We start from the raw sequence: 20,228 nt of genomic DNA, 5'->3' as shown, positions 1-20,228 counted from the left end.
GAAAACGATCGGGACATCCTGCGCATCACTCTGCCGTGCATTTTGTCCGCCGTAAAGAAGCGACCTCGGTGTAAAGTGGCGCCGGTTTGTCGCCGTACGAGGTCTCCTTCATGTCGCTCGCTCGTCATGCGTCTCGCTCGCGCACCCTCTTCGCCTGTGGCCTGTTGACCGCCGCGCTCGCTGGCGTGAACGAGGCCCGGGCATCCGGCCTCAGCACCGCGCGATTCGGCGGCGAGCACGGCCACGTGACCACCGACAACCCGACCGCGATCTACTACAACCCCGCGGGTATCGCGCTGAAGCCGGGCACGCGAATCTTCGTCGACGGCAGCTTCGCCGCCCGCTGGGTCAGCTACGACCGACCGGAGTCGGCCATCAACAGCGAGACCGGCACGCCCGAGGGGGCCACCGACGCCAACGCGGGCGTCGCCAAGCTGGCCAACTTCATCGCCGGCCCGTTCGCCGGCGCGAGCTCCGACTTCGGCACCAAGTTCTTCTCGGCCGGCGCCGCGGTCTACTTCCCGTTCGGCGGCCAGTCGACGTGGAAGCCCAACGAGAAGTACCGCGGCAGCCAGGACTACCCGGGCGCGATCGACGGCGTGCAGCGGTGGCACACCATCGACGGCAAGCTGCGCTCGATGTACATCACCGGCGCGGTCGCCTTCAACATCGCCAAGATCGGCCTGTCGATCGGTCTGTCGGGCAGCGCCATCCGCAGCGAGATCGACACCATCCGCGCCCGCAATGCCGACGGTACCGACGATCTGGTGCTGTCCGATGGCACCCTCAAGGAGGGCCGCAGCTGGCTCAAGGCCTCGGGCTGGCAGGGCAGCTTCGGCGTCGGCGCGATCTGGAACTGGCGCGACAAGCTGTGGATCGGCGCGTCGTACACCAGCCGGCCCAACATCACTGGCAACATGACCCTGAAGGGCGACCTGAGCAACGCCTTCGGCACCGCGCCCGTGTCCCCCGCCACCCCCATCGAGCTGACGCAGCGCCTGCCCGACATCGTCCGCTTCGGCTTCCGCGTCCGCCCCGTCCCCAAGCTCGAGCTGCGCCTGTTCGGCGACTTCACCAACTGGAAGGTGATGGACAAGCAGTGTGTCCTCGACGCCAGCGTCGCCGATCGCCAGTGCGACTTCGCCAACGCCGACACCGCCCTCACCAACCCCGAAGCGTTCGGCGGCGACACCCCCGACGACAACGTCAAGGGCGTCACCCAGCACATCCCGCGCTTCTGGAAGCCGGCCGGCGGCGTCCGCTTCGGCGCCAGCTACTGGGTGATCGAGGCCGTCGAGCTGTACGCCGGCGTCGGCTTCGACTCGACCGCCGTCCCGGTCCAGACCATCGAGCCCGCCCTGCTCGACTCCAACAAGATGACCTTCTCCCTCGGCGGTCGGTTCCGCCTGCACCAGCGGCTCCACCTCGGCTTGACGTTCACCGACATCGCCTACTTCAAGGTCGACACCAAGGGCCAAAACGTCCTCAACAGGTTCCAGGCGCCGACGCGGGCCGCCAGCGCCGACGGCATCTACAAGCAGAACATCTTCTTGACGAACCTGTACCTCGACGTGAACTTCTGAGGCTGGCGCTCGGGACATGTCCCTCGGGTCAGGCTGTGCGCTGAGGGCCTTCGCGGACGAGCTTTGGCCCGGTGAAGGACGCAGGCGGAGTGTAGCGCGCCCGGTGATGATCGCGGGCGAGGCTTGGCGCTCGCCGGGCGATGGTCGCGGTGTGGCGCTTGGGAACGAGTCGGCAGTAGCCGCCGCTGCTTCCTCTCGCGCAGATCATAGGTGTCCTTCGAGACATGCGCCGACGTGCGCCTGGCCCTGCGGCTCGGTGCTCCGCGCTAGCGAGAGACTTCAATGCGCCGCGCGTCGCTCTCCGCCGCTGCGGAACAGCTTGCGGTAGGTCATCGGCGAGGTGCCCATGACGCGGGCGAAGCGGTTGCGCAGGGTCGAGGCGGCGGCGAAGCCGACGTGGCCGGCGATCTCCTCGAGCGACAGCGAGGTCGACTCGAGCAATTGCTGGGCGCGGGCGATCCGGGCGGTGAGGATCCACTTCAGCGGGGTGGTCCCGGTCTGCTCGCGGAAGCGTCGACTGAGGGTCCGCGTGCTCATTCGGGCCCGGCGCGCCAGCGTGGGCAGCGTCAGGTCGTCGCGCAGGTGCCGGAGCATCCAGTCGAGCAGCGGGGCCAGGCTGCTGGTCGACGTCGGCGGCTCGTGGACGATGTACTGCGCTTGCCCGCCGCTGCGCTCGAGCGGCACGACGGCGAGCCGCGAGGCGTGGGCGGCCACCGCGGCGCCGTGGTCGCAGCGCAGCATGTGCAGGCACAGATCCATGCCGGCGGCCCCGCCCGCCGAGGTCAAGATCCGCCCGTTGTCGACGAACAGCACGTTGGGATCGACGGTCAGCGACGGGTAGCGCTGGGCGAGCAGACCCGCGGCGACCCAGTGCGTCGTCACCCGCAGCCCGTCGAGCAGCCCGGCCTCCGCGAGCACGAAGGCGCCGCTGCAGATCGACGCGACCCGGGCCCGCCGCCGCGCCGCAGCCCGTAAGGCGTCGAGCACGGCCGGCGAGATCGGCCGCGACGGGTCCATCACGCCGGGTACGACCACCGTGTGGGCCCGCGCCAGATCGGTCAGCCCCCACCGCAGCGCCAGGCGGAACGCCCCTGCGTCGACGCTCCGCGTCTCGCCGCACACGCGCACCTCGTAGGGCCGCGCGCCGCCGGGCACCTCGGCGCGCCCGAACACCTCGCACGGCATCGTCAAGTCGAACGCGACCACCCCCGGCAAGGCCAGCACCGCGACCACGTGCGGACGCACCGTCATGCCCCCACGCTCGCATCCCGGCCACACGCCGACAAGTGGCGAAAACGCCAAAGGGTGCTCACTTCTCGCCATCGTCGCCTTCGAGCGGCAACCGGCCGCGCCGCGAAACGCCGCACGGCGCTCACTTCTCGCCAGCCTCGCCGCCTTCGAAAGGCAACCCGGCGAGCGGCGAAACGCCGCACGGGGCTCACTTCTCGCCAGCCTCGCCGCCTTCGAAAGGCAACCGGCGAGCGGCGAAACGCGGCAGGTGCTCTCCTCGCCACCCTCCCCCGCAACCCGGCCCGCGGCAGACGTGGCCGCTCGGGTGCGGCGAGGATCGCCTCACACGCGAGACGAAGGTCACCGGCATCCGCCCTCACTCGACGGCAGCGCGGCTCGCCCGGGCCTCCCAGCGGACCGAGCCGGCGCCCCAGCGCCGCCCACCCGCGCCTGGCGCCCTCGCGTTTCGCCGCGCGCGGGCTTAGCCTTGGCGCATGGACCCACTCGACGAACTCGCGGCGCTGTTGCGCCCTGCCGGCGGCGGGCTCTTCCTCGTGTCGACCGGACGGGCGGAGCAGCTGGCGATGCAGCGTCGGCTCTACGGCGCCAGCGACGAGGCCGGGGTCGACGCGGCGTTTCGCCGCAACCTCGCCGCGATCGCCGACGCGCGCGTCGTCATCCTCGGCTGCCCCTCCGACGTCGGCGCCGGCTTCCTGCGCGGGGCCAACGTCGGTCCGCAGGCGATCCGCAGCGGTCTCCTCGCCGGCGACCCCGACTGGCCGGCCCGGGCAGCGGCCGCCGGGGTGCTCGACATCGGCGACGTGTTCGTCATCCCGCAGCTGCTCCACGACGACATGCTGAGCGCCGGGCAGCTCGCCGCCAGCCGGCGCGCGCTCTACGGCCACCTGCCCGAAGAGACAGCCTCGACCTTGCCGGTCTCGCCGCTGTCGATCGCCGAGCGCGCGCTCGACCTCGTCTACCAGCTCAACCCCGCCGTCGTGCCCGTCATCCTCGGCGGCGACCACTCCAACGCCTGGCCCGTGGCCGCGAGCCTGGCCCGCCACCGCCGCGATCGCTGGGCGATCGTCCAGCCCGACGCGCACACCGATCTGCTGGCCGAGCGGCTCGGCATCAAGATCTGCTTCGCCACCTGGTCCTACCACGCCAACGAGCTGCTCGGCCGCGACGGCCGGCTCGTGCAGGTCGGCGTGCGGGCGTCACGACACGATCGCGGCCACTGGGAGCAGGGCCTCGGCGTGCGCCAATTTTGGGCCGAGGAGGTCAAGGCCGACCCTGCCGGCACGATCGCCGCGATCGTCGCGCACCTCAAGGGCCTCGGCGTCACCTCGGTCTACTTCTCCAACGACATCGACGGCACCGACTCGCACTGGGCCGACGCCGCCGGCACCCCCGAACCGGACGGCCTCGAGCCCGACTTCGTGGTCGAGCTGATCCGCGCCCTCGGCCGCGAGATCGGCCTGTGCGCCGCCGACGTCGTCGAGGTCGCCCCGCCGCTCGCCCGCGACGGCGGCGAGCAGACCGTCGCGCTCGCCGTCCGTTACCTGCGCGAGAGCCTGGCCGCCGTCGTCGGCCCCAGCCTCGCCCCGTGAGGCACCGGCTGTCCGCGAGGACAGCCGGCCCTCACCTGTCCGCGAGGCCAGCCGGCCGCCCTCCTCACCCATGAGCGCGAGGGCGCCCCGGCCCCAGCGCGCGCATGTGTCCCCGAGGCCCTATCGCCTCCTTCGCGGTACATGTCCGCGAGGACAGCCAGGCGCCGACCGCCCTGCGAGCAGCATCGCCCCTCGCCGCGCGGCCGGCCGCACCTGTCCTTTAGGCCAGCTTCAGCCCGCGCGGCCCTGCTGCAGCTCGGCGATCCGCTTCTTCGCCACGTTGTTGCTGAAGTCCGAGCAGCAGTCCATGCGGATGTAGGTCGACCACTCGTCGATCGCCTTCTGCGTCTCGCCCTTGGCCTCGTAGACCTGGGCGGCGCCGGCGTGGGCCGTCTTGTCGCCCTGGTACTTGATCATCGCCTTGGCGTAGGTCGTCAGCGCCTCGTCGAGCTTGCCCTGCTCGCGGAGCACGTCGCCGAGCTCGCTGTACACGAACTTGACCGCCTCGTCGTTCTTGATGACCTCGCGGAACACCGCCTCGGCCTGCTCGTACTGCTTGGCGCGGCGCAGCGCCTGGCCCTGGTGGAGCCCGTAGTTGCCGTTGTCGGGGTCGAGCTGCGACGCCTTGCCCCACGACGCCGCGGCGTCGGCGTCCTTGCCGCTCTTCTCGAGCGCCGAGGCGCGGGTCGCGTGGTAGTCGGCCACGTCGCCCTTGCCGGCGATGGCCCTGTCGATCAGCTCGAGCGCCTTGCCGGCGTCCTTGTCGCCGAACAGCCGCACCTTCGCCATCAGCGCCAGCGCCTCCGGGTTGCTCGGCTCGGCCTCGAGCACGCGCGTCAGCATGCCCTCGGCCTCCTTCCACTTCTCGTCGTTGACGCGCGCGGCCGCGTTGGCGAGGTCCTTCTTGATCTGGGCCGCCTGCTCGGCGGGGTCGACCGCGGGCGTGGAGTTGCACGCCGGCGCGAGGGCCGAGGCGGCAGTCAGGACGACGGTCAGGGCGCAGGCGGCGAAACGGGGCACGAAGAGACCTCCAGCGACTTCGGTATCACGCGGCGGGCCGCCGGCACAAGGGCGCCCCGCGCCGGCCTTGTGGGTGCGGCGGCGTGAACGGCCGCGCCTTCGTCGAGCGCTCGCGGGCTCGATCTCCCCGGTGGCCGTTTTGGCGCGCGGATGATACGCTGGCCGCCTTCCGAGGCCGATGTCCGGACGCGACTCCCACTCCGAAGACCCGCGCGGGCCCCGGCCGCTGCACCCGCACGTCGGCCTCGCCGAGCCGGCCGACGACCACGGCGGCGGCCTCGAGTTGGGCGCCGCGGCCGCCGATCCCGGCCTGTCGGGGCTCCTCCGCCGCGGGGTCAAGGCCGCGATCGCGCGCTGGGCGGTGCTGCGGCGGCCTGCCGCCGAGTGGCCGCGCCCGCAGGACGAGGCCCGCCACGCGTGGGACGGACGGCCGCACTTCGCCGAGGAGTTCGTGTTCGCCGCCGTGCAGTCCGAGCTCGGCGTGCTCGCGCGGCTCGAGTGGTTGCCGGGCCGCGACGCGCACCGCGTCTGGCTCACCCTCTTCACCCCCACCGCGGTCTACTGCCTCCCCGGCGGCCAGGCCCTGCTGCGCGGCGACGGCGAGCGCGGCTGGTCGGTCGGCGGCCTCACCTTCGACTGCGTCGAGCCGCTGCGCACCTGGACCCTGCGCTACCGCGGCGCCCTCGACGTCCACGACCCGCGCGGCCGCCCCGTGCGTCCCGCCGGCGACGCCCCCGCCGAGTCGATCGAGGCCCGCCTCGACCTCACCTTCCTCGCCGGCCTCTTGCCGTTCGTCCCCGGCACCGACGACGACCCCGACCTGCTCGCGCGCCAGCTCGGCGCCGCCGCCTGGGACACCCGCCTGCTCCGCACCGTCCGCCGCCACCCGCTCCGCGGCTACGTCCAGGCCGGCGATCTCCACGGCACGATCACGCTCGGCCGCGACCTCCGGGCCTTCGGCGGCGCCGCCCTGCGCGTCCACACCTGGGGCGTGCGCGACTGGGGCGCCAGCGACGCCGCCATGCAGTGCTTCGCCGCGCTCGGCCCGCTGCGCACGTACGTCCACACCGCCCGCTTCCCGTGGGTGAGCCTGTACGGCGGCTTCGTCCAGCGGCCCGGCGGCGTCGTCCCGATCCGCGACCTCGGCGTCACCCAGGAGCGCCGCCCCGGCCGCGCGCCCGCCCGCACCGGCCTCGCCGTCGAGGCCCCCGGCGGCCCGCTCGCCCTCGAGGCCGAGACCGTCGCCGAGCTCCCGCTCGACATGGACGGCCGCGGCCACCTCGACATCGCCCTCGTGCGCGTCCACGCCGGCGGCGAGCGCCCGCCCCCCCGCGCCGAGGGCCCGCGCCTCGTCGGCGCCCCCGGGCGCCCGCACGAGGAGCCGCACGGCTGGGGCCTCTGCTTCACCCAGCGCCGCCTGCTCCCGCGCCCCACCCCGCGCCCCACCTGACCTGACTGCTCGCGCATGTCCAGGAGAGCATGTCTCCTCGGCCATGTCACGACGAGCATGCCCTTTTGCGCATGCTCCCGAGCGCATGTCTCTTCGAGCAGCCCCGTCCGCTCGCGCTGGGTCCGCGCGGCTCGGGCCGCGGGCGTTCCGCACCGACGGCGCGGCGCTCAGCCGGCCTGCTCGTCGAACTCGTCGGCGAACGCGTCGGCCGTCTCGGCTTCGGCGGGCGCCTCGATGTCGGGCGCGTCGGTGCGGACGAAGTCGAGGGTGCCGAGCCCGCCGTAGCGGATCTCGCCGGTCAGCGCCGAGCTCTCGCGGTTGATCAGCGCCCACCCGCCGCCGCGGCCGCCGCGGCCGTCCTGCCACTGGAACGTCACCAGGTTGCTCGGCAGCATCGCCCCGCCTTCGGCCGGCGTGGCCCGGATCTGGCGCAGGTTGCAGACGAAGCGGACAAGGCCGTCCTCGCTGGTGAAGCGGCCGTAGTAGCGGTCGCTGGCCAGCCGCTGGATCGTCAGCGTGCCGAAGATGCCCGCGCTCTCGCCGACCCACTCGCCGGTGAAGTCGCTCGCCCCCTCCGGATAGACCTCGCCCGCGGGCGGCGCCACGTCGACCACGTCCGACACCAGCGTGCCGGAGGGCCTGCAGCCGCCGGCGAGCGCGAGCAGGAGCGCGGCGCGAAGGAGGCGAGCCATGCGAGGGATCGTGGATACCACGCGGCCCGATCCGACGCGGTTCGCAGCGACCGCGCCGGTGGCAAAAGTCACACGTTCTGGCCGCGTAGGGGCGCCGGAAACGCACGAGCGTCGCGGCGGCGACCTGACTACAATCCCGCCCGGCGATGGGCGCACGATTCACAACGATGTCCGCGCGGGCCTTCGGCCTCGTCGTCGGCATCGCCGTCGCCGGCGCTTCGCTGCCCGTCCACGCGCAGGGACCGGGCGCCCCTGCGACGGCCCCCGCGCCTGCCCCTGCGTCGACGCCCGAGCCCAGGGCCGCGCCTGCGCAGGACGCGGGCAAGCAAGATCCCCCCGCGCCCGGGCCCGACGCCGAGGAGCCCGTCCCGGAGACCCGGCCGGACACCGCCCCGCCGGCCGGGCAGGCCGAGCTCGTCGCCCCGCCGAACAACGTGTCCCAAAGCGCAGGTCTCGGCAGCGCCGTCGCCACCACCGACCCCGAGGCCAAGCGGGCCAAGGCGGAGCTCGAGGGCACTGCTCTGCGCGACAAGCCGGTCGAGGGCGTGCCCGAGCGGCTACCGCCGCTGCAGCGCGCCGGCTGGTGGTGCGTGTTCGGCGGGTTCGCCCTCGCCTCGACGGGCGGCGTGTTCGCCGGCCTCGCCGAGACCGAGGAGGACAAGGCCGCGCGGCTGATCGCCCAGATCGACCCCGAGACCGGCGCCTCGCTGCAGTACGCCGACGTCAAGGGCGAGTACGACGACATCCTCGCCCGCGGCCGCCGCGACGCCGTGCTCGCCCGCAGCTTCCTCATCGCCGGCGGCGCCGTGCTGGCCGCCGCCATCGGCCTGTTCATCGCCGACCGGGTCAAGCGCCGGCCCGCCCGCGTGCAGGCCGGCCTCGGCGGGCTCCAGGTGCGCTTTTAGATGGCCGAAGGAACAGGACCCATGCGCCATGTCGCGAACGCCATGTTGTGCGGCCTGCTGTTCGGGTCGGCCGCGCTGTCGGCCTGCTTCAACGCCCCGAGCGACGCGGTGCAGTTCGCCTGCGAGCCCGACGACGCGGCCGAGTGTCCGGACGGCTACGAGTGTCGGATCGACGGCTGCTGCCACCGCAAGGACACGCCCGACGACGACTCCGTGGGCGCGTGCAAGCTCGGCGCCACCGGCGCGAACGCCAGCGGTCCACCCCCGCCGCCCGAGCCGACGACCACCGGGACCGGCACCGACAGCGACGGCACCGGCGGCGCGACCGACGCGACCGACGCCACGGGCGCGACCGCCACGACCGGCGCAACTTCCACCGGCGGCGACACCACCTCCTGAAGCCGCGGGCGGCTCCTCCGCCTCGGCGCTCGCGCCGGGCCTGCCTCACGGCGCCTCGCCCTCACGGCGCGCGAACCTGCCTCCCGGCCCCCTGGGCCAGAAACTTCGCTTCACGGCCCACCGGGCCACTTGCACGCGGGCACCTCTGGCCCGATCTCATGGAGCCCCTTCCCGGGGCTCTTGCTACGCGGCCCCACCGGGCCGAAAACCGCGGGCTCGCGGGGCCCGCAGCGACACGGGGACGATCGTGGGATTCAAGGACCTCTTCAGCAGCGCGGGTCGCAGCAAGAGCAAGCTCGACAAGCACATCAAGACTGTCCAGAACCAGTACGCGCAGTCGGCCGACCGCTACTACGCGATGGAGCAGCTGCTCGAGATGGGCGACATCCCGGCGATCGTCGGCCTGATGAAGCGGTTCACGATGAACGCCAGCAAGAGCATCGAGGACGAGGAGGAGAAGGGCTGGCTGTACAAGCGCCTGCTCGGCCTCCCGCTCGACACCGTGCTGCCGGCGGCCAAGGAGTTCTGCCTCCAGAGCGACAACATCGCCTGGGTCCTGCGGGTGGTCGAGGAGCTGGCGAGCAAGCAGCAGGAGTGGGACATCCTGAACGCGCTGCTGGCCCACCACCCGCCGGGCTACGAGCGCGACCCGAGCGCCAAGCTGCAGCTGCTCACGCACCTGCAGGAGATCGACGACCCGCGCGTGCCGGACATCCTCGCCGGCTACCTCGAGGATCCCGACGAGGGCGTGCGCTTCTTCGCCGTCGAGGCGCTGCTCGACATCGGCGAGCAGCGCTCGCTCGGGCCGCTGGTCGCCCGCCTCGGCAACCCCGCCGAGGACTCGCTGCGCCTGCGCACCCGGATCCTCACCGGCCTCGCGCGCCTCGGCTGGGACGTCAGCGCCCACCGCGACGTCATCCACAAGGCCATCGGCAACGACCACACCTTCGACGGCACCCACATCAAGGAGCGCTGATCTTCCATGCCGCGCCGCAACGACTTGCGTCGGATCGTCGTCCTCGGCTCGGGCCCGATCGTCATCGGTCAGGCCTGCGAGTTCGACTACTCGGGCACCCAGGCGACCAAGGCCCTGCGTGAAGAGGGCTACGAGGTCGTCCTCATCAACTCGAACCCGGCGACGATCATGACCGACCCCGATCTCGCCGATCGGACCTACGTCGAGCCGCTGACGCCCGAGTTCCTCGAGCGCGTGATCAAGGCCGAGCGGCCGCAGGCGGTGCTGCCGACGGTCGGCGGCCAGACCGCGCTGAACCTCGCCATCGAGGCCGGCAAGCGCGGGATCTTGGCCAAGTACGGCGTCGAGCTGATCGGCGCCGACCTCGACGCCATCGAGCGGGCCGAGGACCGCGACAAGTTCAAGGCGTCGATGAAGAAGATCGGCCTCGACGTCCCGCGCAGCTTCTACTGCCACTCGGTGGCCGAGGCGTGGGCGGCGCTCGAGCAGATCGGCTTCCCCACCATCATCCGCGCCAGCTTCACCCTCGGCGGCAGCGGGGCCGCCATCTCCTACAACCGCGAGGAGTTCGAGGCCCACGTCCAGCACGCGCTGGCCGAGAGCATGCGCGGCGAGATCCTGATCGAGGAGTCGGTGCTCGGCTGGAAGGAGTACGAGCTCGAGGTCATGCGCGACGCGAAGGACAACTTCGTCGTCATCTGCTCGATCGAGAACCTCGACCCGATGGGCGTCCACACCGGCGACAGCATCACGATCGCCCCGGCGCAGACGCTGACCGACAAGGAGTACCAGCGCATGCGCGACGCGGCGCGCGCGGTCGTCACCGAGATCGGCGTGTCGACCGGCGGCTGCAACATCCAGTTCGCCGTCGACCCGCGGACCGGGCGCCAGATCGTCATCGAGATGAACCCCCGCGTGTCGCGCTCGTCGGCGCTGGCGTCGAAGGCCACCGGCTTCCCGATCGCCAAGTTCGCCGCCAAGCTGGCCGTCGGCTACACGCTCGACGAGCTGCAGAACGACATCACCCGCGCGACCCCGGCCAGCTTCGAGCCGAGCATCGACTACGTCGTCACCAAGATCCCGCGCTTCGCCTTCGAGAAGTTCGCCGGCACCGACGAGACCCTGACGATCCAGATGAAGTCGGTCGGCGAGGTCATGGCGATCGGCCGCACCTTCCGCGAGTCGCTCGGCAAGGCCATGTGCGGGCTCGAGACCGGCACCCACGGCTTCGACCTCCCGCTCGAGGGCGACGGCCTGGCCGCCGCCGAGGCGCCGCTCGGGCGGCCGCACCCGCAGCGCCTGTGGCACGTCGGCAACGCCCTGCGCGCCGGCGTCTCGCCCGAGCGCGTCCACGAGCTGACGCGCATCGACCCGTGGTTCCTCGCCCAGATCCAGGCGATCCTCGCCGTCGAGGCCGACGTCCAGAGCGCCCCGCCCGGCCCGCTCGGCGCCCCGCTGCTGGCCCGGGCCAAGCGCTCCGGCCTGTCCGACCGCCGCCTGGCCCAGCTCCGCGGCGTCCCCGAGCGCGAGCTCCGGGCCGAGCGCGAGGCCGCCGGCCTGCGCCCGGTCTACAAGCGCATCGACACCTGCGCCGCCGAGTTCGCCGCCGGCACCCCTTACCTCTACTCGACCTACGAGGAGGAGGACGAGGCCGAGGTCACCGCCCGCAAGAAGGTCGTCATCCTCGGCGGCGGGCCCAACCGGATCGGCCAGGGCATCGAGTTCGACTACTGCTGCGTCCACGCCAGCTTCGCCCTGCGCGAGGCCGGCTACGAGACGATCATGGTCAACTGCAACCCCGAGACGGTCTCGACCGACTACGACACCAGCGACCGCCTGTACTTCGAGCCATTGACCGCGGAACATGTCCTCGAGGTCCTGGCCCATGAGTCAGCCCGCGGCGAGATCGTCGGCGTGCTCGTGCAGTTCGGCGGCCAGACCCCGCTGCGCCTCGCCGCCGAGATCGAGCGGGCCGGCTACAAGCTGCTCGGCACCTCGGCCGAGGCGATCGACCTCGCCGAGGACCGCGGCCGCTTCGGCGAGCTGCTGCAGCGCCTCGGCGTCCGCTGCCCGCGCTGGGGCGTCGCCCGCTCCCCGGACGAGGCGCGCGGGATCGCCGAGCGGATCGGCTTCCCGGTGCTGGTGCGCCCGAGCTACGTCCTCGGCGGCCGGGCCATGCGCGTCGTCTACGACCGCGCCGAGCTCGACGAGTACATGCGCACCGCCGTGCTGGCCTCGCCCGATCACCCGGTGCTGGTCGACGAGTTCCTGCACAACGCCGCCGAGTTCGACGTCGACGCCGTCGCCGACGGCAAGGACGTCGTCATCGCCGGGGTGATGGAGCACATCGAGGAGGCCGGCGTGCACTCGGGCGACTCCGGCTGCTCGCTGCCGCCGGTGCTGGCCCCGCCGGGGGTGCTGGCGGAGATCCGGCGCACCACGGTGGCGCTCGCGCGCGAGCTCCGCGTGGTCGGCCTGATGAACGTCCAGTTCGCCCGCCAGGGCGACGCGGTCTACGTGCTCGAGGTCAACCCTCGCGCCAGCCGCACCGTCCCGTTCGTCGCCAAGGCCACCGGCGTCCCGTTCGCCAAGATCGCCGCCCGGGTGGCCGCCGGCGAGCCGCTGGCGTCGATGGGCCTGGAAGAGCGCATGCCGGCCCAGGTCAGCGTCAAGGTCTCGGTGTTCCCCTTCCACAAGTTCCCGGGCGTCGACACCATCCTCGGCCCCGAGATGCGCAGCACCGGCGAGGTCATGGGCGTCGCCGCCGACTTCGGAGCGGCGTTCTACAAGGGCCTGCTGGCGGCCGGCGTCGCCTTGCCGCAGTCGGGCCGGGTCTTCGTCAGCGTCCGCGACGACGACAAGGACCTCGTCATGCCGGTCGTCCGCCACCTCGTCGACCTCGGCTTCGGCATCGTCGCCACCCGCGGCACCGCGGCCGCCATCCGGGCCGCCGGCCTCGACTGCGAGCTCATCAACAAGGTCAAGGAGGGCCGCCCGCACATCGTCGACGCGCTGGTCAACGGCACCATCGCCATGGTCATCAACACCACCGTCGGCGCGCAGGCCATCCGCGACAGCTTCAGCATCCGGCGCACCTCGCTGATGCAGAAGATCCCGCACTTTACGACGATCTCCGCGGCGATGGCCGCGGCGCGCGCGATCCAGGCGGTGCGCAGCGGCGAAAAAACCCTCGTCGCCCGCACCCTGCAGGACTATCATCGAGAGCCTGCGCCTCCGTCCGCGACTCAGGACACGCCATGACCGAGCAGAAGATCCCGATGACCCCCGCCGGGTACGCCAAGCTGCGCGCCGAGCTCAAGCAGATCAAGGAAGTCGATCGCCCCGAGAACGTCCGTGACATTGAGACCGCGCTCGGCCACGGCGACCTGCGTGAGAACGCCGAGTACCACGCCGCCAAGGAGCGCCAGGCCCAGCTCGACGCGCGCATGCGCTACCTCGAGTCGCGCCTCGGCCTCGCCCAGGTGATCGACCCCGAGACCGTCAAGGAAGACAAGGTCACCTTCGGCGCCACGGTGACGATGCTCGACCTCGAGAACGACCAGAAGGTCGTCTACCAGATCGTCGGCGAGGACGAGTCCGACGCCAGCAACGGCAAGATCTCGCTCGGCGCCCCGATCGCCCGGGCGATGCTCGGCAAGCGCGTCGGCGACGAGGTCCTGGTCAAGCTGCCCAAGGGCGACCGCGAGTACGAGGTCGTCCGCATCGAGTACAAGGCGATTTCGTGACGCCCCGACGCCCGCGCCAGACCTTCGCCCCCGGCGTCGCGCTGGCCATGCTGGTCGCGCTCGCGGGCTGCCGGCCCAAGGCCGGCGATCCGTGCCGCTGCGCGAGCGACTGCGGCGTCGGCCTCGAGTGCTACGCCGAGGGCGAGAAGATCCTGTCCGGCGACGCTTGCTTCAAGCCAGGCGTCATCGGCACGTGCGTCGTCTCCGAGAGCGTCGACACCGACTCCGCCGGCCCCGGCCTGCCCGACATGCCGATCCGCGACGACCTCCCGTCCAAGCGCGACATCGCCGGCCCGGGCAGCAACAGCATCAGCGAGAGCGCCACCGGCCCGACCGACGGCTCCGCCACCGCCTCGTCGATGACCGGCACGACCACCGACGGCACCGCGACCGACGGCACCGCGACCGACACCACGACCACCTCGTCGACCACCGACACGACGACCACGTCGACCACCGACACGACCACGACCTCGAGCACCACCGACTCGAGCACCTCGTCCACCACGAGCACCTCGACCGACTCGACCACCACCACGGGCTCGACCACCGAGTCGACCAGCTCGACCGGGTCAACCAGCTCGGGGAGCTCGTCGGGATGACGGAGGCCGAGGCCCACTGGCTGTGGCGCCTCGATGCGGACGCCTGGATGCGGTCCGCGCTGACCGAGCTCGAGGCGGGCGCCGACCACGTGGCCGTCCGCCGCACCGCCCTCACTCACGCCCGCCGCGCGGCCGGCATGGCCCTCAACGCCGTCCTGGTCGCCTGGGCCCGCGCCCAGGGCACCCCCGAGGCCCTGGCCGCCGCCGAGTCGCGCTGGGGCCGCAGCTACGTCGACCACTTGCGCCTGCTCGGCGACAGCGGCCCCGAGAACCAGGTCCCCCTGGGAACGCGCGCCGCCGAGTCCGCGCGCGCCCTGATGGCGATCCCTGTCGCCATCACCGCCGGTTCGGCCGGCGCCGAGGTCCTCGTCCAGATCCACCGCGGCCCCAACCAGGCCGCGCAGCAGGGCCTCGACCACGCACGCACGATCGTCCACGCCTGCGCGACCGCCATCGCCGACCTGCGCACCGCCGCCCTGTAGCTCGGGCGCGACCGACTCGCCGCGTCCCCGACCTTGCTAGCGGCGCCGTCCCCCGACGCATGGTCGAGCTCGGCTCGCCTCGGACGCAAGTCCGCCGAGCCCATGCGATCGCAGTCACCCGCGGACGCAAGTCCGCCGAGCCCATGCGATGGATCCTCGCGGACACGAGTCCGCCGAGCCCGTGCGACGGCCGCGCTCGCGGACACAAGTCCGCCGAGCCCATGCACAGCGACCACCTCGGTCGACCTGGGTCTGCATCACGACCCGTCGCTCCTTGCAGGTCCGCGGCGCCGAACCTCGATCGTCGCGCGACCTCGGCCTCGGTCCGCGATCGGACTCGACCGGCTCGCGCAGGGGGGCGCCGGGCCGGGCGCGCGGGCACCTGCTACTGTGAGCGCATGTTCGACGCGCACCTCCGCGGCCCGGGCGCTCGCCTCGCCTCTGTCCTTGTGTTCCTGTCCCTCGGGGCATGTCAGCGCGTCCCCTTCGACGACGACGACACGGCGGGGAACCAGGGCGACGAGGACGGCGACACGGACACCGAGAGCGGGGGTGACATGCAGCCGACCACTGGAGCGCCCGAGCCGCCGCCGGACCTGAACCCGGTCTACGACTGTGAACCGTCCGGAACTCCCGCATGTCCCGAAGGACAGAAGTGTACCGCCGTCAGCGAGGGCGGCCTGCAGAACCACTTCAAGTGCGTGCCCGACGACGGCGCCATCCTGCCGCTCGACGCGTGCGTGCCCGCGCCCGAGAGCGGGCAAGACGGGTGCGGCGCCGGCACCGTGTGCCTCTCGCTGACGCAGGACGATCCGACCGCCGGCCTCTGCTTCCCGATCTGCCGCAACGACACCGAGTGCGATCCAGGCCTGTGCGTCACCAGCCCTTTCAGCGGCACGACCTACTGCGCGGACAGCTGTGATCCTCTCGTGGCCATGTGTCCGTCCGGCCTCGGCTGTCGGCAGGGCACCGATCGTTTCGTCTGCGAGATGCTGCTCGACGTCGACATGGGCACCGAGGGCGCCAATTGTTCGGAGTTCAACGGCCGCGGCTGCGCCCCCACCTACGTGTGCATGCCCGGGGCGCTGGTGCCGAATTGCGGCTCTTCGAGCTGCTGCACCTCGACCTGCGACACGAACGAGGGCGACGCGCAGTGCGCGTCGCCCTCCCTCTGTGAACCGCTGTTTCCGAGCCCCTCGCCCGGGTTCGAGAGCATCGGGGCGTGCTTCGTGCCCGCCTAGCCCGCTCAGGGCTTGAGACAGGCGATCATCGAGACGATGAACTCGTCGACGAAGCTCTGCTCGTCCTTGCGGGGGAACGCCGGATGGGCCTCGCTGATGCGCCCCGACAGCAGCATCGTACAGAGCCCGTGGAGCGACATCCAAATACGGAAGGAGGCGAGCGACAGGTCGACGTCGCCGCGCCAGCAGCCGCGCGCCGCGCCCTCCTCCAGCCAGCCCTGGAACGTCTTGAGCGGGCGCAGCAGCAGGTCCACCTCCTCGGTGTTGTGCTGCGACCAATCGATCTGCTCGTTACCCATCATCACCGAGTACAGCCACTTGTGCGACTTGGCGAATTGCACATAGTTGCGCCCGGCGTGGACGAGGCGCTCTGCCGGGTCCTCGGTCGATGCTGCGGGCTCCAATACCTCGCTCTGCAGCAGTTCGGCCCCGTAGATCCGGATCTCGCGGAGGATCTTCGATTTACTCTCGAAGTGCTGATAGAGCGCGGTGGCGCTGACTCCGAGTCGCGCTGCGATGCCGCGCATCGTCAGCCCTTCTTCACCGCGTTCGCTCCCGATCTCGAGGCTGGTTTGGATGATTCCCTGTCGTAGGCCTGCTCGCTGAACACGTGACATTCCTCATGACTAGCAGGTTTTTTTGCCTGACGGAACCTTGGATTTCGCCAGGGGCGCAACTTGGAACAAGGTTCGTAACCCCCAAAAATGACGTTCAGCGAGAAAAATGCCAGCCTCGGGAGACGGCTGATTTCCGCTGTTTTGTCGCCAGGTTATTCAAAGATTGGCTCGTCTATCAGGCGTCTCCCGATGACCCGGTCCCGGCCGCGTCCTCAGTGAGATCTCGCCACCCCCTTCAGAGAGCGCCCGAGGGCGCCGGAAAGAGTTCCCCGCGTGGCCACTTTCGACCCCGAGCTCCGACTCGTCCTCTCACTCGCCCGCGAAGCCGGCGCCATCGCCCTGGCCTATCAGACAGGTGGCGCCGACGCCATGCAGGCCCAGGACAAGCCTGACGACGAAGGCCCGGTGACGCGCGCGGACACCGAGATCAACGCACGCCTCGTCGCTGCGCTGCGCGCGGCCTTCCCCGGCGACGCGGTCGTCGCCGAGGAGTCCGCCGACGATGCCGCTGCAGCCGCCGACGTCTCGCGCTGCTGGTACGTCGACCCGATCGACGGCACCGCCGAGTACGCGCGCGGCGAGACCTGCTGGGCGATCCAGATCGGCCTCTGCATCGGCGGCGAGCCCGTCCTCGGCGTCGTCTACGAGGCCGGCGCGGCGCGCCTCTCGTGGGGCGTCTGCACGCCCGATCGCCGCGAAGCGGTCGTCGTCGACGCAGGCGGCGCGGCCACCCCGCTGCGCGCGAGTCATCGCTCGCTCGCCGAGCTGCGCCTCGTCAGCAGCCTGAGCCACGCCTCCCCGAAGACCCTCGAGGTCATGCAGGCGCTCCGCATCCCGCCCGAGCGCAACCTCCGGCTCGGCTCCGTCGGCGTGAAGGTCGGCACCATCGCCCGCGGCGAGGCCGACCTCTACGTGCACCCGCGCAGCGGCACCAAGCTGTGGGACACCTGCGCGCCGTGGGCCCTGCTGCGCGCCGTTGGCGGCAAGATCACCGACTTGTGGGGCCACCCGCTGGTCTACGACCCGCGCCGGCTCGGCCACGACAATGGTTTGGTCGCCTCGCACGGCGCGCACCACGACGAGATCCTGGCGGCCATCCGTCCGCTCGTCGACGACTGGTTCCGCTCGCCGCACGGATGACCTCGCGGACAGGTGTCCTGGCACATGTTCTATTGGACATGTGTCCTGGCCCCTGTCCGTGCGGACATGCCCCCAAGCGCCGACCTCAGCGCGACTTTGCGATCACGACGATCGCCGCGATCACCGCGGCCACCGTCAGGACCGTCAGCACGATCTTGACCACGCTCCACGGCCGCTCGCCCGCGACCTCGCCGGTGCGCGCGTTGACGATGAAGCGGAACACTTTCTCCTTGTAGCGGAAGCTCGAGATCCACAGCGGCAGGAGCACGTGCTTGCACTTCACCGACTCGTGGCGGACCGACATCGACAGGATCTGCTGCACGTCGCCGCCGATGTCGCTGCGGATGGCGGAGCGGATCTCCGGCTGCATGCGCTCGTCGGCGATCTGGAACCCCTCCTGGAGCCCGATCCGGTAGCGCTCGGCGATGAACCCGCTGAGGTAGCCGGCCTCGAAGCCGCGCAGGTTGTGGAGGTCCCACGGTTCGAGCTTCTCGATCAGCGGCCGCGGCAGCGACGGCGACGCGCACACCAGCACGTCGTCGAAGCCGACGTGGACCGTCCCGCTCGCCGGGCGCCAGCGGGTCTTCTGCACCTGCCGCGTCTGCCGGTTGCCCTGCGCGTCGGTGTACGACTCGGTCACGTAGTAGTGGTCGCCGCGCAGCCCCTTGTAGCGCGTGGTCGTCTGCGAGTCGTAGGTCCAGTACGGCAGGTAGACCCCGTCGACCCCGTGCACCTGCGCCAGCCGCTTGAGGTCGTTCGGCGCGAACCACAGCTTGCGGACCCACTGCTGGAACGCCTCGCGCGCCTTCGGCCCGTCGATGCCGAACGGCAGCAGCGACTCGGGCGGCACGATCTCGCCGAGCTCCTTCACGTCCATCACCACCGGCGCGCCGCAGAAGGCGCAGCGACCCGCCTGGCCGGCCAGCATCGCCTGCGCGCCGCAGCCCTCGCACTGGATGCTGTGGCCGCCCAGCGTCGACGCCGGCGCCCGGGCGATCCGCTGCAACATGTCCTCGAAGTCATGTTCGAGGACCGCCTTCTCGCCGCCGATCGCCTGCGTGTGACCGCAGTGGTTGCAGCGCAGGTTGTCCGAGCCGGGCGAGTATTCGAGGGCCGAGCCGCACTGCTCGCAGGGGAACGTCAGCTTGCCCTCACCGAGGGCCACGGTCGTTTCGGGGTCGCGCTCGGCCATCGGCCGCGAGTGTACCCGAGCGCCCCGGTCGCCCGCGACGGCCCGGACCGCGCCGCTCGGCGGTGCGCGATCGTGCCTCCAGGACCGCCTCCGGCCGGCCCTTGCCTGCGGCCTCCACCCACACCACCGCGACCGTCCAGGAGCTGAAGGGACAGGTCGCTATGGACAGCTCGGACCCCTTCTTCGTCGCCTTCGCCCGGCGCGCGCGAGATCGAGATCGCCCGCGACGACCGCTCGCACCACGACATCGTCGGCTGGTGCCTCGTCGACCCGCACGCTGTGTGCCACGGCGGCAACGAGAACGCCGTCATCGGTGAGACCGGCACCTCGCTCCTGGGCCCTCGCCCGGATCGTCGGGGGCTCGGGGAGCGTCATCGTCGACGGGACCAGCTCGCCACGACGCCGGGCGAACACCTGTTCACCGTCCCCCCTGCGCCCCGACCTCGCCGGGCTCACCTGTCCTTTCGACCATCCTCGCCGTCACGCCGCCCGCAGCACATAGAACGAGTACCCGTAGTCGTCCCCGTGCGCGCGGAACATCGCCACCTCCGCCTCCATCGCGTCGATGATCGCCTGCATCGCCGCGCTCGCCGTCCCCCGGACCTCCTCGACCCGCCCCAGCCGCGGCCCGTAGTAGTTGTCCCACCACGCCCGCGCCGGCAGCCGACGCACCGCGAGCACCTCGAACCCCGCCTCGCGCGCCCGCTCGGCGTTCGCCGCCTCCGTCCCCATCGCCGGATAAGCGGCGGCCCAGAACTCGCGCGCCGCCGCGGCCGGCGTCTCGGTCCACCAGCCCGCCTCCGAGATCACCGCGATCCCGCCGCGAGCCAGCAAGGGCCGCCAGCGCTGCAGCGCGCCGGCGAACGTCAGGTGGTACGCGGCTCCCTCCGACCACAGCAGATCGAGCGATTCGGCCGGCCAGTCGAGCGCTCCGAAGTCGCCCTCCACCGCGCGCACCAGCGACGCGAGCCCGCGCTCGCGCGCCCGCGCCTCGAGCTGATCGAGGAACGCCCGCGACGCGTCGACCGCGACCACCGGCACCCCGAACGTCTCCGCCAGCAGCAGCGCCCCTGCCCCCGCCCCGCACCCCAGGTCGGCGATCCGCGGCCGCTCCGGCAGCGCCGGCAGGCTCGCCAGGATCTCCCGGCTGAACTGCGGATCTCCCGGCCCCATGCGCTCGAGCCCGCGGTGCAGCTCGATCAGCGCGGCCAACATTTCGTCCCCGGACGGCTCGGCGGTCATGCCTCCATGATACCACACCGCACCGCCGCGTCACCCCCTCGGCCCCTCGCGCGCACCGGCACGATCAGACGTCCATGCACCGCATGTCTCTTCCAACATGT

Annotated in this window: 18 protein-coding genes; 12 read left to right on the top strand and 6 right to left on the bottom strand. The window is 71.8% G+C overall.

The annotated features are described in order from the left end of the window. Positions 1–110 precede the first annotated feature (110 nt). On the top strand, positions 111–1,583 hold the full coding sequence (locus NAEX_RS44150) for an OmpP1/FadL family transporter (protein WP_143141401.1): 1,473 nt from the start codon (positions 111–113) through the stop codon (positions 1,581–1,583). A gap of 279 nt (positions 1,584–1,862) precedes the next feature. Here NAEX_RS44150 and NAEX_RS44145 read toward each other — a convergent pair whose 3' ends face one another. Continuing rightward, positions 1,863–2,834: a GlxA family transcriptional regulator gene (locus NAEX_RS44145; protein WP_096333941.1), complete on the bottom strand. Its 972-nt coding sequence runs from the start codon at positions 2,832–2,834 to the stop codon at positions 1,863–1,865. Positions 2,835–3,307: 473 nt separating this feature from the next. Here NAEX_RS44145 and NAEX_RS44140 point away from each other — a divergent pair, with 473 nt between their 5' ends. Next, positions 3,308–4,423: an arginase family protein gene (locus NAEX_RS44140; protein ID WP_096333940.1), complete on the top strand. Its 1,116-nt coding sequence runs from the start codon at positions 3,308–3,310 to the stop codon at positions 4,421–4,423. A 231-nt stretch (positions 4,424–4,654) separates the two neighbouring features. Here the strand turns inward: NAEX_RS44140 and NAEX_RS51710 are convergent, their stop codons facing one another. Next, positions 4,655–5,443 (bottom strand): tetratricopeptide repeat protein, encoded by a 789-nt coding sequence (locus NAEX_RS51710; RefSeq protein WP_096333939.1) that lies wholly within the window; start codon positions 5,441–5,443, stop codon positions 4,655–4,657. Between the two features lie 178 nt (positions 5,444–5,621). Here NAEX_RS51710 and NAEX_RS44130 point away from each other — a divergent pair, with 178 nt between their 5' ends. After that, positions 5,622–6,893: a hypothetical protein gene (locus tag NAEX_RS44130; RefSeq protein ID WP_096333938.1), complete on the top strand. Its 1,272-nt coding sequence runs from the start codon at positions 5,622–5,624 to the stop codon at positions 6,891–6,893. 167 nt (positions 6,894–7,060) lie between these two features. On the opposite strand, the gene NAEX_RS44125 is transcribed toward NAEX_RS44130, so the two are convergent. Next, on the bottom strand, positions 7,061–7,585 hold the full coding sequence (locus NAEX_RS44125; protein ID WP_096333937.1) for a hypothetical protein: 525 nt from the start codon (positions 7,583–7,585) through the stop codon (positions 7,061–7,063). Between the two features lie 167 nt (positions 7,586–7,752). Between NAEX_RS44125 and NAEX_RS44120 the strand changes: the two genes are divergently transcribed. The 8 genes from NAEX_RS44120 (at position 7,753) to NAEX_RS44085 (ending at position 15,936) form a co-directional block, all read left to right on the top strand. Next, entirely contained in the window at positions 7,753–8,490 is a 738-nt protein-coding gene (locus tag NAEX_RS44120) for a hypothetical protein (RefSeq protein ID WP_096333936.1), read from the top strand. Positions 8,491–8,511: 21 nt separating this feature from the next. Beyond that, positions 8,512–8,889 carry a hypothetical protein gene (locus NAEX_RS44115; RefSeq protein WP_143141404.1) on the top strand — a complete coding sequence of 126 codons (378 nt, stop codon included), beginning with the start codon at positions 8,512–8,514 and terminating at the stop codon, positions 8,887–8,889. Between the two features lie 247 nt (positions 8,890–9,136). After that, entirely contained in the window at positions 9,137–9,865 is a 729-nt protein-coding gene (locus tag NAEX_RS44110) for a HEAT repeat domain-containing protein (protein ID WP_096333934.1), read from the top strand. A gap of 6 nt (positions 9,866–9,871) precedes the next feature. Next, positions 9,872–13,126 (top strand): carbamoyl-phosphate synthase large subunit, encoded by a 3,255-nt coding sequence (gene carB / locus NAEX_RS44105; protein ID WP_096333933.1) that lies wholly within the window; start codon positions 9,872–9,874, stop codon positions 13,124–13,126. After that, the gene (greA, locus tag NAEX_RS44100) at positions 13,123–13,611 is read left to right on the top strand and encodes a transcription elongation factor GreA (RefSeq protein WP_096333932.1); all 489 of its coding nucleotides are present in this window, start codon (positions 13,123–13,125) and stop codon (positions 13,609–13,611) included. Before carB ends, greA begins: the two co-directional genes overlap by 4 nt. Beyond that, on the top strand, positions 13,608–14,213 hold the full coding sequence (locus NAEX_RS44095; RefSeq protein WP_096333931.1) for a hypothetical protein: 606 nt from the start codon (positions 13,608–13,610) through the stop codon (positions 14,211–14,213). The genes greA and NAEX_RS44095 overlap by 4 nt, the downstream gene beginning before the upstream one ends. Then, the gene (locus NAEX_RS44090) at positions 14,210–14,695 is read left to right on the top strand and encodes a hypothetical protein (RefSeq protein ID WP_096333930.1); all 486 of its coding nucleotides are present in this window, start codon (positions 14,210–14,212) and stop codon (positions 14,693–14,695) included. Before NAEX_RS44095 ends, NAEX_RS44090 begins: the two co-directional genes overlap by 4 nt. A 398-nt stretch (positions 14,696–15,093) precedes the next feature. Further along, the gene (locus NAEX_RS44085) at positions 15,094–15,936 is read left to right on the top strand and encodes a hypothetical protein (protein ID WP_096333929.1); all 843 of its coding nucleotides are present in this window, start codon (positions 15,094–15,096) and stop codon (positions 15,934–15,936) included. Between the two features lie 5 nt (positions 15,937–15,941). On the opposite strand, the gene NAEX_RS44080 is transcribed toward NAEX_RS44085, so the two are convergent. Beyond that, positions 15,942–16,553, bottom strand: coding sequence for a TetR/AcrR family transcriptional regulator (locus tag NAEX_RS44080; RefSeq protein ID WP_096333928.1), 612 nt, complete (start codon positions 16,551–16,553; stop codon positions 15,942–15,944). 273 nt (positions 16,554–16,826) lie between these two features. Here NAEX_RS44080 and NAEX_RS44075 point away from each other — a divergent pair, with 273 nt between their 5' ends. After that, the gene (locus tag NAEX_RS44075; RefSeq protein WP_096333927.1) at positions 16,827–17,693 is read left to right on the top strand and encodes a 3'(2'),5'-bisphosphate nucleotidase CysQ family protein; all 867 of its coding nucleotides are present in this window, start codon (positions 16,827–16,829) and stop codon (positions 17,691–17,693) included. 85 nt (positions 17,694–17,778) lie between these two features. Here NAEX_RS44075 and NAEX_RS44070 read toward each other — a convergent pair whose 3' ends face one another. Then, positions 17,779–18,885 (bottom strand): TFIIB-type zinc ribbon-containing protein, encoded by a 1,107-nt coding sequence (locus NAEX_RS44070; RefSeq protein ID WP_096333926.1) that lies wholly within the window; start codon positions 18,883–18,885, stop codon positions 17,779–17,781. A 480-nt stretch (positions 18,886–19,365) separates the two neighbouring features. Next, the gene (locus NAEX_RS54175) at positions 19,366–20,127 is read right to left on the bottom strand and encodes a class I SAM-dependent methyltransferase (protein WP_096333925.1); all 762 of its coding nucleotides are present in this window, start codon (positions 20,125–20,127) and stop codon (positions 19,366–19,368) included. Between the last annotated feature and the right edge of the window lie 101 nt (positions 20,128–20,228).

This window comes from Nannocystis exedens (genome assembly GCF_002343915.1).
GTDB lineage: Bacteria > Myxococcota_A > Polyangia > Nannocystales > Nannocystaceae > Nannocystis > Nannocystis exedens.
Note: the sequence above shows the minus strand (reverse complement) of the source record. Positions and strands in the feature narration are given on the sequence as shown.